The sequence below is a fragment of the Luteimonas dalianensis genome, assembly GCF_049339425.1.
Lineage (GTDB): Bacteria > Pseudomonadota > Gammaproteobacteria > Xanthomonadales > Xanthomonadaceae > Luteimonas > Luteimonas dalianensis.
In genome coordinates this window covers 327,708-339,850 of record NZ_JBMPPO010000004.1, presented here as the reverse complement: position 1 = coordinate 339,850, position 12,143 = coordinate 327,708, and the positions used below count along the sequence as shown (strand labels likewise).

Here is a 12,143-nt window from a genome sequence, read left to right as displayed (position 1 = left end):
AATCGCCGCATGAGCGAAGGGGGAACACTGCATCGCGCGCCGCGCCGGCCGCACGCCTGGCTGGCGCTGTTCCTGCCTTCGCAGCTGCTGGTGGCCCTGGCCTGGTGGGCATGGGGCTGGCAGGCGGGCCTGCCGCTGCTGATGCTCAGCCACCTGCCGTTCGTGGCCGCCACCCTGATGCCGCGGGCGCGGCTGTATGCGCCGGTGCTCGCGCGGCTGCCGGCCGGCGAGCCGGCGGTGTGGCTGACGATCGACGACGGCCCTTCCGACGACACCCTGCCCATCCTCGACCTGCTTGATGCACATGGCGCAAAAGCCACGTTTTTCCTGGTCGGCGAGCGCGCCGCGGCGCGCCCGGAGCTGGTGGCCGAAATCGCCCGTCGCGGCCACGGCATTGGCAACCACAGCCACACCCATCCGCAGGCCTGGTTCTGGGCGCTGGGGCCGCGGCGGATGGCGCGCGAGGTGGGCGACGCGCAGCGCACGCTGACGGATCTGACGGGCAGGCCGCCGCGCTGGTTCCGCTCCGTGGTCGGCATGACCAATCCGTTCGTCGCCGCGCCGCTCAAACGCCACGGCCTGGCGCGGGTGGCCTGGAGCGCCCGCGGCTTCGACGCCGTGCGCGACGACCCCGCACGGGTGGTGGCCGACGTCGAGCGCGACCTCGCCCCCGGCGCGATCATCCTCATGCACGAAGGCGCACCCCATGGGCGCAGTGTGGAGATGGTCGGTCTGTTGCTGGAACGCCTGCGTGCCGCCGGCTACGTGCCAGTAGTTCCTGACGGAACGACGCCGCTGTTAACGGCCAGGACAAGGGCTGAGGGGTCGGCGGGGTAGCCTTTGGCGGGACTGTCGGCGACATGGACGTCGCCGACAAGCCTACATGGACGTATTCACGGCGTGTCCCGCCAAGGGCTACCCCGCCGACCCGCCCGCGCAAACCCCTACAGCAGCGCCTGTGCGTGGCGGGCGGCAATCCACTCCTCGTTGGTGGGCTCGATGGCCACGCGCACGCGGCTGGCGTCCGATGAGATGGTCGCGGCGTGGGCCTCGTTGGCCTGCGCGTCCAGCTCCACCCCCAGGAATGCCAGGCCGTCGCAGATGCGCTCGCGGATGAAGGCGTTGTGCTCGCCGACGCCGGCGGTGAACACCAGCATGTCCAGCCCGCCCAGCACCGCCGTGAGCGAGGCGATCTCGCGCACGCAGCGGCGCACGTACAGGGCCAGCGCCATGCGCGCGCGCTCGCCGGTTTCGCCCGGGTCGTCCTCGTGGCGCACGATCACCCGCGGTTCGGATGAAATGCCCGACACCCCGAGCAGCCCCGAGCGGTGGTAGAGCACCTGGCCCACCTCTTCCAGCGACAGCTTCTCGATCTCCATCAGGTACAGCACCGCGCCCGGATCCAGCGCGCCGGTGCGCGTGCCCATCATCAGCCCGTCCAGCGAGGAGAAGCCCATCGTGGTGCCGACGCTGCGCAGCTCGCGCATTGCGCACAGGCTGGCGCCGCTGCCCAGGTGGGCGGCGATCACCCGCCCGCGCGCGATGTCGCCGTGGCGCTCGGGCAGCGCCACCGACATGTAGTCATACGACAGCCCGTGGAAGCCGTAGCGCCGCAGCCCGCGTTCCCACGCATCCCAGGGCAGCGGCAGGATCTGCTCAAGGTCGGGAATGGTGTGGTGGAAGCCGGTGTCGAAGCAGGCCACCTGCGGCAGCTCCGGCGACAGCTCCAGCAGCGCTTCGATCGCCTCCAGCGCAAACGGCTGGTGCAGCGGCGCCAGCGGCACGTAGGTCTTCAGGTCGGCCAGGACTGACGCGTCCACCAGCACCGGTTCGAAATACTTGCTGCCCCCGTGCACCACCCGGTGGGCGACGGCCACGATGCGGCGGCCGTCCAGCCGGGCCAGCACCCGTTCGCGGATCACGCCCAGGGCGGCGCGGTAGGGGTGCGCGCGATCCAGCTCGACCGGATGCGGCTCCACGCCGGTCTCGCCGAAGTCCGGCGTCGGCCCGCCGATGCCCTGGACTTTTCCGTTCCAGGCCGGGGTGCGCGGCAGCGGATCGGTGGCGGCGTCGAACAGGGCGAACTTGATGCTCGACGAGCCGCAGTTGAGCACCAGCACCAGGCCCTGTGGACGGCCGGTCACGGCGGTGTCGTCCGGTAGCGGTGGGCGAGCAGGGTGGCGATGGCGCATGCGGCCAGGCGCGATTCGCGCGGGTCGGCGCGGCTGGTCAGCACCACCGGCACCTTCGCCCCCAGCACGATCCCGGCGCTGACCGCGTCGCCCATGTATTCCAGCTGCTTGGCCAGCATGTTGCCGCTTTCAAGATCCGGCACCACCAGCACGTCGGCCATGCCGGCCACGTCCGACTCGATGCCCTTGATCCGCGCCGCGGCTGCGGACACCGCGTTGTCGAAGGCCAGCGGGCCGTCGAGGATGCCGCCGCTGATCTGGCCGCGGTCGGCCATCTTGCACAGCGCGGCGGCGTCGAGCGTGGCCGGCATGCGCGGGTTGACCGTTTCCACCGCGGCCAGGATCGCCACCCGCGGCTGGCTGACGCCGATCGCGTGGGCCAGGCCGATGGCGTTGCGGATGATGTCGGCCTTGTCCTCCAGTGTCGGCGCGATGTTGATCGCCGCGTCGGTGATGATGAAGGGGCGCGGGTAGGCCGGGGTCTGCATCAGGAAGCAGTGGCTGACCCGGCGCTTGGTGCGCAGGCCGGCGGCCGAAGGCAGGATCGCCGCCAGCAGCTCGTCGGTGTGCAGGCTGCCCTTCATCAGCGCCTCGACCTCGCCCGCGGCCGCCATCTGCGCGGCGCGCGCGCCGGCGGCGTGGCTGTGCGCGGCGTCCTCGATTTCAACGCCGGACAGATCCAGCCCCGCTTCCTCCGCGGCCGCCTCGATCCGCGCCCGCGGGCCCACCAGCACCGGCTCGATCAGCCCCGCCTCGCGCGCGTCCATGGCCCCGGACAGGCTCAGCGCATTGCACGGGTGCACCACCGCCATGCGCACCGGACCCAGCGGACTGACGTGGTCGAGCAGGCGGCGGGTGCCGTTGTTGCCGGCCGACAGCCGGACTTCGGGCAGGCTGGCGCGGTCGCGTTCGATCCGCTCGGTCGGCGCGACCACTTCCGCATCGCCTTCGATCACGGTGTCGCCGTCCTGGTTGACGCAGGTGCAGTGCAGGGTCAGGCGGTGGCTGGACGGGTCGCGGGCGGTGACCGTGACGGTGACATCCAGGGTGTCGCCAATGCGCACCGGGGCGCGGAACTTCAGGGTCTGGCCCACGTACAGCGTGCCGGGCCCGGGTAGGCGCGTGCCCAGCAGCGCCGAGATCAGCGCCGCGCCCCACATGCCGTGGGCGATCACGCCGCTCATGTTCGAGGACGCGGCGAACTCGTGATCCACGTGGGTCGGGTTGACGTCGCCCGACATCACCGCGAACAGTTGGATGTCCTCGGCGGTCAGGGTGCGCTGGAGGCTGGCGCAGTCGCCCACGGCGATCTCGTCGAAGGTGCGGTTGCGCAGCGGCGGCAGGGCCGGCGGCGGCTGGGGGTGCTTGCCATCCTGCATGGCGGATCCTTGAGGTGGGTGGGGCGGGCAAAAAAGGCCGCGGCGCCGGAGAGGGCGCCGCGGCCCGGGAACGGCTCAGCGGGCGGTCTTGCGTGCGGCGCGCTTGGCGGCCTTCTTCGGCGCCTTCTTCGCCACCTTGCGGGCGGTCTTTTTCGCGGCTTTCTTCGCGGCCTTGCGAACCGGCGCTCTGGTGGCCTTCTTCACGGCTTTCTTCGTGGCGGGGCCTGCGGCCCTGGGTGCCGCCTTGCGCGCGGCCTTGCGGGCGGGCCGTTTGGCGGCCTTCGTCGCCTTGCGCACGGGCGCCTCCGGGTGTGCCGCCGGCTGCCGTGCGCCGGTGCCGGCGGATCCGGCCGGCGCCGCCGTCGGCGCCAGCGCGGTCATGCCCGACAGCAGCGCGTTCGACAGCTGCTCGAAGGTGTCGTGCAGTGACTGGAAGGGCTGGGCCGGAAGCTCAACCTCGCCCGCGGCCTCGCCGAACGCCGCGGCGGTGGCCTGCCGCCACTCGTCCAGCGCCTGCTGGAAGCCGTTGACGAAGGTCATCTGGTTGCCGCTGGCGGTCTGCGCCAGCGCCTGCACGTCGGAGACCTGCTGTTCGGCGATGCGCCACAGTTCGCTGCCGGGCAGCATTGTCATTGAGGGCCAGTCACTTCCGCCCGGGGCGGGGGCGTGCCTGGCGTCGGACATGCGCTGCTCCAGCTCCTGGGTCAGCAGGCCCATCCACTGTTCGCGGTTGTCCTTGAGCAGCTGGCCAAGCTGCAGCCACAGTTCGAGATTGGCCTTGTACAGGGCCAGGGGGAGATTGCTGGCATCGGTCATCGGTCTGTCCTCGCGTCATGGGAGCGCCTGGAACCACGGCGTGCCGGCGTTCGCCAGCCCGCCCATCCGATCCTACTGCAAGCAGCCTGCAGGTTTGCGCATGCGCCGGTGGCCGCCCTGGTGCCGGTCAAGCGGCAATCTGCCGGGGTTATAGTTTCCTTCCCATGTCCGCAGCCGATCCCGCGCCGAAGCCGCCGTTCCCCGCATCCCCCTGGCACGCCCGCGGCGCCGACGAGGCGCTGGGCGCACTGCGCGCCACGCGCGCCGGGCTGGATGGCGGGGAGGCCGCGCGGCGCCTGCGCGAACACGGCCCAAACCGGCTGCCCGAACAGCGTGGCCGGCACCCGCTGCTGCGCCTGGCGGCCCAGTTCAACAATGTCCTGATCTGGTTCCTGCTGGCGGCGGCGGTGGCGGCCGGGATCCTCGGCCATCTGGTCGACGCCGCGGTGATCCTGGCGGTAGTGATGGTCAACGCCATCGTCGGCTACGCCCAGGAGGGCAAGGCCGAGCGCGCGCTGGATGCGATCCGCGACATGATTTCGCCCCAGGCACCGGTGCTGCGCGGCGGCGAGCGCATGGCCGTGGCGGTGGAAACGCTGGTGCCCGGCGACATCGTGCTGCTGGAGGCCGGCGACCGGGTGCCGGCCGACCTGCGCCTGATCCAGGCCAGCGCGCTGCTGGTCGATGAGGCGGCGCTGACCGGCGAGTCGGTGGCGGCGGAAAAGCTGGATCGGCCGGTGGCCGCGGACGCTGCGCTGGGCGACCGCGCCTGCATGGCCTATTCCGGCACCCTGGTGGCCGCCGGGCAGGGTGCCGGCGTGGTGGTGGCGACCGGCAGCGATACCGAGATCGGCCGGATCAGCAGCCTGGTTGGCGGGGTCGAAACCCTGACCACGCCGCTGCTGCGCCAGATCAACGAATTCGGCCGGCGCTTCACCTGGGTCGCGATCGCGGCCGCCGCCGGACTGTTCGCGTTCGCGGTGCTGGTGCGCAGTTACGCCTGGGACGAGGCGCTGATCGCGGTGGTGGCGATGGCGGTGGGCGTGGTGCCCGAAGGCCTGCCGGCGGTGATCACCATCACCCTGGCGATCGGGGTGCAGCGCATGGCCACGCGCAACGCCGCGGTGCGGCGGCTGCCGGCGGTGGAGACGCTGGGCGCGACCTCGGTGATCTGTTCGGACAAGACCGGCACCCTGACCCGCAACGAGATGACCGTGCGGCGGCTGTTCGTGCCCGGCCACGAGCTGCTGGCGGACGGGGCCGGCTACGCGTCCGGGGGAACGCTGTCGGTGGTGGGCGACACGCAGGCCGATGCGGCCGCCGCCGCCGCGCCGCTGCTGGCCGGCGCGGTGCTGTGCAACGACGCGCAGCTGCGCCGGGACGAGGCCGGCGCGTGGACAGTGGACGGTGATCCGATGGAGGGTGCGCTGCTGGCGCTGGCGGCCAGGGCAGGGATCGATGGCGGGGCCGGGCGCGACCGCTGGCGGCGGATCAACGGGATTCCCTTCGACGCCCGCCACCGCTACATGGCCACCCTCAACCAGGCGCCCGATGGCGGCCGGGTGGTGTACGTCAAGGGTGCGCCGGAGCGGATCCTGGCGCTGTGCGGCGGGCAGCGCGACGGCGCCGGGATGGTGCCGCTCGACGCGGCCCGCTGGGAGGCGGCGATCGCCCGCAGCGCCGCCGAGGGCGAGCGCGTGCTCGGCTTTGCCAGCATGCGGATGGCCGATGACGCCGCCGAGCTGTCCGAGGCGGACTTCGCGGGCAGGCTGGTGCTGGAGGGCCTGGTCGGCTTCATCGATCCGCCGCGCGAGGAGGCGATGGCGGCAATCGCCGAGTGCCGCAGCGCGGGGATCGCGGTGAAGATGATCACCGGCGACCACGGCGCCACCGCCGCGGCGATCGCCCGCCAGCTTGGCCTGGCGGATGCGCCGCGGGTGGTCACCGGTGCGGAGCTGGAGGCGATGGACGAGGCGCGCCTGGGCGAAGTGGTGGAGGGAACCGACGTGTTCGCCCGCGCCAGTCCCGAGCACAAGCTGCGCATCGTGCGCGCGCTGCAGGCCCGCGGTGCGGTGGTGGCGATGACCGGCGACGGAGTCAACGACGCGCCCGCGCTCAAGCAGGCCGACGTGGGCGTGGCGATGGGCCGGCAGGGCACCGAGGCGGCCAGGGAGGCATCGCAGATGGTGCTGCTGGACGACAACTTCGCCTCGATCGTGGCCGCGGTGCGCGAGGGCCGGGTGGTGTACGACAACATCCGCAAGGTGGTGTCGTGGACGATACCCAGCAACGGCGGCGAGGTGCTGGCGGTGGCGGCGGCGATCCTGTTCGGCTTCACCATGCCGATGACCGCGGTGCAGATCCTGTGGATCAACCTGATCCTGACCGTGACCCTGGGACTGGTGCTGGCGTTCGAGCCGGCCGAACCGGGGGTGATGGCGCGGCGCCCGCGTGCCCGCGACGCGGCGCTGCTGTCGCCGTTCCTGCTGTGGCGGGTGCTGTTCGTCTCGCTGCTGGTCGGCGCCGCGGCGCTGGGCGTGTTCTTCCATTCCATCGGCCGCGGCGACGACGTGGAGACGGCGCGAACCATGGTGGTCAACGCGATCGTGGCGATGGAGACCTTCTACCTGTTCAACGTGCGCTACCTGCACCGCAGCTCGTTCAGCCTGCGCGGCGCGATGGGCACGCCGGCGGTGCTGGGCGCGATCGCGGTGGTGGTGCTGGCGCAGGCGGCGTTCAACTGGCTGCCGCAGATGCAGGCGCTGTTCGGCAGCCGCGGGGTGGGCCTGGGCGACGTGCTGCTGGCCGCCGGGGTGGGCCTGGCGGTGATGGTGGTGCTGGAAGTGGAGAAGGTGGTGCTGCGCAGGCTGGACGTGTTCCAGGAGCTGCGCCGCTGAGCAGCGTGCGCCGGCCTACGGCAGGGCCGGGGTGGCGACCAGCAGCCAGTTGTTGAACGGCGTGCTGCCGTACAGCGGGGCCAGCGAGACCTGCAGGCCGGCGCCTTCCAGGCTGCGGCGCAGCCCGTCGGCGGTGGGATAGCTGCGCGGGCGTTCCTGCATCCAGCCGACCACGTTGGCGAAGCGGTCGCTCAGGCGGCTGGTGCGGCTGCGCCCGCTGTCGTCCTGCAGGCCGGTGCGGATCACCAGCCGGCCGCGCGGGGCGATCATCGCCGCCACCTTGACCAGCAGCGCATGCTGCTCGGCCGGCTGCAGGAACTGCAGCATGTCCAGGATGGTGACGCTGCCGGAGTGGTCGGGCGTTTCCACGCCCACGTCCATCACCTCCAGGCGCACGTCGCGCAGGCCGATATCGGCCGCCACCCGGGCGCCGCGCGAGATCTTGTCGGCGTCGATGTCCACGCCGCGGTAGGCCATCGCCTGGCCGTCCTGGCGCAGCGCGTGCGCCAGCAGTCCCAGCCCGCAGCCCAGGTCGAGCACCGGCGCGCGGGTGCCGCGCAGCGCCGCCAGCACGCCGGGATAGAGCGGATCGGTGCGCAGCTTGACCAGGGTGTAGAAGAAGTCGTGGCGGTTGCCCAGCACATTGCGCGGGGCAAACGCCCGCGCGATCCTGCGGCTGCGGGCACCGTCCAGCGGTCGCAGCGACGAGAGGGCGTCGACGTCGGGCAGGCTGTGGGCGGGGGCAGGGTGCATCCGGCGTACCGGTGGCGGGACGGCGGACAAGCTAACACGCCCGTATCGGGCGTCAAACCGCGCGCGGCCGGGGCTATCGCCGCGGGTGCGGGAGCAGGCGCCGTACAACCGGCAAGGCCAGCGCGGCCCACTCGGCGTACATGGCCGCGGACGGGTGCAGGCCGTCTTCTGCGAGCATCCCGGGCTTGCCGCCGCGGGCACGGCTGACCGGGGTGATGTCGACGAACGCCACACCGCGCTCCCCGCACAGCCGCGCGGCAACGCTGTTGAAGGCGTCCAGCTCGCGCGCGATCACCGCCACGTCGCGCCCGGAGCCGGCCGCGAACGGCGTCACTCCCCAGTCCGGGACCGAGAGCACGAACGTGCGGCCCGGATCCCCGCCGGCAAAGCCGACCGCGCGTTCCAGCAGCGCCGCGAACTGTTCGCGGTACTCGTCCACGCCGCGGCCGCGGTACTGGTTGTTGACCCCGATCAGCAGGCTGCACAGGTCGAAGCCGGCAGCCGGGGCGGCGGCGTCGATCGCCGCGTCCAGCTCGTCGGTCGTCCAGCCGGTGGTGGCGATCACCTGCGGGTCGGCCAGGGCGATGCCCCCGGCGCGCAGCGCGCGGGCCAGCTGCATCGGCCACGTCCCGGCGGGGTCGACCCCTTCGCCGACGGTGTAGGAGTCGCCCAGGGCCAGCCAGCGCAGCGGTTGGCGCGGCGTGCTCATGCCGCTGCAGTGGCCGTGGAGGGCTTCGGGGCGGCATCCGCGCGCCGTGCCAGCACCCGGTCGATGCGCCGGAACACCTCCCGCAGCTGCTCCGGCTCGGGCAGCAGGGTGACCCGGAAGTGGTTGCCCGGGCGCGCGTTGAAGCTCGATCCGGGCACCACCAGCACGTCCTCGGTTTCCAGCAACTCCATGGCGAACGCGTAGTCGTCGAACCCCTGCGCCGCCCGGCCGCACACGCCGGGAAACGCGTACAGCGCGCCGTCGGGGGGTACCAGCGACAGGTGTTCGCTGGCCGCGCAGCTCTCGATCACCGCGCGCCGGGCCTCGTGCAGGCGGCCGCCCGGTGCGCACAGCGCGGCGACGGTGTCGGTGCCGTCCAGCGCGGCCTGGATGGCGAACTGGCCGGGCACGTTCGCGCACAGGCGCAGCGCGCCGAGCAGATCCATGGCGTGCTGGAACTCGCCCACCGCCGATGTCGGCCCGGACAGCATCGCCCAGCCCACCCGCCAGCCGCAGGCGCGGTGGACTTTCGACAGTCCGCCCAGCGACAGGCAGGGCACGTCGCCGGCCAGCGGCGCCAGCGGCTCGAACCGCGCGCCGTCGTAGAGGATGCCGTCGTAGATCTCGTCCACCATCAGCAGCAGCCCGCGGCGGCGGGCGATGTCGACGATGCGCTCCAGCAGCGGCCGCGGGTAGGCGGCGCCGGTCGGGTTGTTGGGGTTGATCAGCACGATCGCGCGGGTGCGGGCCGATACCAGCGCCTCGATTTCGTCCGGGTCGGGCAGGAAGCCGTCTTCCGCCCTGCAGCGGTAGTACACCGGCCGGCCGTCGTTGAGGATGGTCGCCGCCGACCACAGCGGATAGTCGGGCGAGGGCAGCAGCACCTCGTCGCCCGGGTTGAGCAGGGCGCGCAGGGAGATGTCGATCAGCTCGCTCACGCCGTTGCCGATGAAGGCCCGGTCGGGCGCCGCATCCGGGGTGCCGCGGCGGGCGTGGTGGGCGGCGATCGCCTCGCGCGCGGCGGGCAGGCCCTGCTGGTGGGTGTAGGGGTCGGTATCGTGGATGTGGCCGGTGATCGCGCGCTGCAGGTGCGCAGGGGCGCGGAAACCGAACGCGCCGGGGTTGCCGATGTTCAGCTTCACCAGACTGCGCCCCTGCGCTTCCAGCTCGCGCGCGCGCCGGGCCAGCGCCCCGCGGATCTCGTAGCGGACTTCGGACAGGCGGTTGCGGGTCTGCAGGACGGTCATGGGCGGGCGCGGGATGGGGGCCGCACAGACTAGGCCAAGCGTGCCCGCCGATGGAAGCGGGGATAGAATCCGCGCATGCGCTCCGCGACCGCCCCCGTTTGAACCCCGGACCCGCCGCCACTGCCGGCCAGGCGGGGCTGCGCGCGATCGGCTGGCCGCCGCCCGGCCAGCCGCTGCCCGAAGGCTGGCCCGCGGCGCTGGCCGCCCATCCGGACGCGCGCCCGGCGCGGATCCTGGAACAGCACCGCAACGGCTACCTGGCCGCCGAGGGGCCCGATGGCGGGACGATGGTGGAATCGCTGCCGGACTGGCAGCGGCCGCGCTTTCCCGCCGAGCAGCGGGCCGCGGTCGGCGACTGGGTGCTGCTGGAGGGCAGCCGCATCGTCGCCCTGCTGCCGCGCACCAGCCTGGTCAAGCGCGCCGCCGCCGGCGAGCACTACCGGCAGCAGCCGATCGCCGCCAACGTCGACGTGGTGCTGGTGGTCACCGGACTGGACGCCGACTTCAACCCGCGCCGGATCGAGCGCTACCTGCTGCTGGTGCGCGGCGCCGGCGTGCAGCCGGTGGTGGTGCTGACCAAGGCCGACCAGCCCGGCGTCGATGCCGCGACCGCCGTCGCCGTGCTGGCTGACGTGGTCGCCCACGACGTGCCGGTGGTGGCCGTCAACGCCCGCGACCCGGAAAGCGTCGCCGCGCTGGATCAGTGGCTGCGCCCGGGCGTGACCGCCGCCCTGGTCGGCAGCTCCGGCGCGGGCAAATCCACCCTCACCAACACCCTGCTGGGCGAGCAGCGGATGAAGACCGCCGCGGTGCGCGAGCGCGACTCGCGCGGCCGCCACACCACCACCTGGCGCTCGCTGGTGCCGCTGGCCACCGGCGCCTGCCTGATCGACACCCCCGGCATGCGCGAGCTCAAGCCCACCGGCGAGGAAGACCTGGCCGACGGCGTCTTCGACGACATCCGGGAGCTGGCCATCCGCTGCCGGTTCCGCGACTGCCGCCACGACAGCGAACCCGGCTGCGCGATCCGGGCCGCACTGGAGGCCGGCGAACTGGATCCGGGCCGGCTGGCCAACTACCTCAAGCTGCGCGACGAAGTGGCCGCGGCAAGGGGGACGCTCAGGCAGCGGCGCGCGGGTGAGCCGCCCGGTGGCAGAAATCACGGGGGATCACGTACGCAGTGAGCCGGTTCACGGACGCGCCTGGCGGGCGCGGGGCCTGGTGGCGGGCCTGCCCTTCGCCGCGCCGAGGGATGTCCGGAACTCCTCAATGAACGCTTCGGCCAGGTGTGATGGAGGACGATCCTCCAGGTACACGCATTCGATCTGGAACCGGATGGCGGGCTCGAGCGGGCGGAAATCGAGTCCGTCCGCCACGCTGGCGCGGGCGGTGAACTCGTCGATGATGCTCATGCCTGCGCCGCAGCGGGTCAGGGCGGCAGCCAGGTAATAGGTCTGGTTGGACACCACTTCGCGGAGCGTGACGCCCTGTGCTTCCAGTTCGCGATCCACCAGGTCGCTGATCGGTCCGCTGTTGGCCAGCCCGACCATCTCATGGCCGGCCAGTTGCGAAACCGGTATCCGTTCCTCCGGGCTGTCCAGGCAGCCCGGGTCAAACAGCAGCACCAGTTCACCGCTGTCCAGTCGACGGCGCTGCATGCGCGGATGCATGGGTGGCATGTAGGCGAAGGCGACGTCGCACTCGCGCTCGTAGAGGGCCTGGAAGATGTCGCCGTGGTGGAGGGTCTGGACGTCGAAGGTGACCTGCGGGAAACGCTGCCGGTAGCGGGCGATGGCGCTCGGGGCAATGTGTAGCCCGAGCGAGGGAACCACGGCCAGGCGCAGGTGGCCGCCGTCCATGTTGCGAATGTTGGTCACGGCTTTGCGCAGTGAACCCATGCGGTCGAAGATTTCCTTCACCTCTTCGAACAGGGCGTGCGCTTCGTCGGTGGCCACCAGCCGGCCGCGCACCCGGGTAAACAGCTCGAACCCCAGCTGGCACTGGGCATGCTGGAGCACCTTGCTTACCGACGGCTGGGAGACGTGCAGCGAGCGTGCAGCGGCGCTGATCGAGCCCGCGGTATAGACGGCGTAGAAAACTTCGATATGGCGAAGGCGCATCGGGACAGGCTAGGCGATGCGCCTCAGTCC

At 72.2% G+C, this 12,143-nt stretch carries 10 protein-coding genes; 3 read left to right on the top strand and 7 right to left on the bottom strand.

The window, feature by feature from the left end; all coding sequences use genetic code 11:
* Nucleotides 1-9: 9 nt before the first annotated feature.
* Nucleotides 10-837, top strand: a complete 828-nt coding sequence (locus ACOZ90_RS08135; RefSeq protein WP_422893155.1) for a polysaccharide deacetylase family protein — start codon at nucleotides 10-12, stop codon at nucleotides 835-837.
* A 107-nt stretch (nucleotides 838-944) separates the two neighbouring features.
* Here the strand turns inward: ACOZ90_RS08135 and ACOZ90_RS08130 are convergent, their stop codons facing one another.
* From ACOZ90_RS08130 to ACOZ90_RS08120, 3 genes are all read right to left on the bottom strand, one after another.
* Nucleotides 945-2,144 carry an acetate/propionate family kinase gene (locus tag ACOZ90_RS08130; protein ID WP_431472838.1) on the bottom strand — a complete coding sequence of 400 codons (1,200 nt, stop codon included), beginning with the start codon at nucleotides 2,142-2,144 and terminating at the stop codon, nucleotides 945-947.
* Nucleotides 2,141-3,571, bottom strand: coding sequence for a bifunctional enoyl-CoA hydratase/phosphate acetyltransferase (locus ACOZ90_RS08125; RefSeq protein ID WP_422893153.1), 1,431 nt, complete (start codon nucleotides 3,569-3,571; stop codon nucleotides 2,141-2,143). The genes ACOZ90_RS08130 and ACOZ90_RS08125 overlap by 4 nt, the downstream gene beginning before the upstream one ends.
* A 75-nt stretch (nucleotides 3,572-3,646) precedes the next feature.
* Nucleotides 3,647-4,387, bottom strand: a complete 741-nt coding sequence (locus tag ACOZ90_RS08120) for a hypothetical protein (RefSeq protein ID WP_422893152.1) — start codon at nucleotides 4,385-4,387, stop codon at nucleotides 3,647-3,649.
* A gap of 164 nt (nucleotides 4,388-4,551) precedes the next feature.
* Here ACOZ90_RS08120 and ACOZ90_RS08115 point away from each other — a divergent pair, with 164 nt between their 5' ends.
* Entirely contained in the window at nucleotides 4,552-7,284 is a 2,733-nt protein-coding gene (locus ACOZ90_RS08115; RefSeq protein WP_422893151.1) for an HAD-IC family P-type ATPase, read from the top strand.
* A gap of 15 nt (nucleotides 7,285-7,299) precedes the next feature.
* Here the strand turns inward: ACOZ90_RS08115 and ACOZ90_RS08110 are convergent, their stop codons facing one another.
* From ACOZ90_RS08110 to ACOZ90_RS08100, 3 genes are all read right to left on the bottom strand, one after another.
* The gene (locus tag ACOZ90_RS08110; protein ID WP_422893150.1) at nucleotides 7,300-8,037 is read right to left on the bottom strand and encodes a methyltransferase domain-containing protein; all 738 of its coding nucleotides are present in this window, start codon (nucleotides 8,035-8,037) and stop codon (nucleotides 7,300-7,302) included.
* 73 nt (nucleotides 8,038-8,110) lie between these two features.
* A complete protein-coding gene (locus ACOZ90_RS08105; RefSeq protein WP_422893149.1) occupies nucleotides 8,111-8,746 on the bottom strand; it encodes an SGNH/GDSL hydrolase family protein in 636 nt (211 codons plus the stop codon).
* Complete coding sequence (locus ACOZ90_RS08100) at nucleotides 8,743-9,993, bottom strand: aminotransferase class I/II-fold pyridoxal phosphate-dependent enzyme (RefSeq protein WP_422893148.1); 1,251 nt, start codon at nucleotides 9,991-9,993, stop codon at nucleotides 8,743-8,745. The genes ACOZ90_RS08105 and ACOZ90_RS08100 overlap by 4 nt, the downstream gene beginning before the upstream one ends.
* A gap of 98 nt (nucleotides 9,994-10,091) precedes the next feature.
* Between ACOZ90_RS08100 and rsgA the strand changes: the two genes are divergently transcribed.
* Nucleotides 10,092-11,177: a ribosome small subunit-dependent GTPase A gene (gene rsgA / locus ACOZ90_RS08095; RefSeq protein ID WP_422893147.1), complete on the top strand. Its 1,086-nt coding sequence runs from the start codon at nucleotides 10,092-10,094 to the stop codon at nucleotides 11,175-11,177.
* Nucleotides 11,178-11,183: 6 nt separating this feature from the next.
* Here the strand turns inward: rsgA and ACOZ90_RS08090 are convergent, their stop codons facing one another.
* The gene (locus ACOZ90_RS08090) at nucleotides 11,184-12,113 is read right to left on the bottom strand and encodes a LysR family transcriptional regulator (protein ID WP_422893146.1); all 930 of its coding nucleotides are present in this window, start codon (nucleotides 12,111-12,113) and stop codon (nucleotides 11,184-11,186) included.
* Nucleotides 12,114-12,143 lie beyond the last annotated feature (30 nt).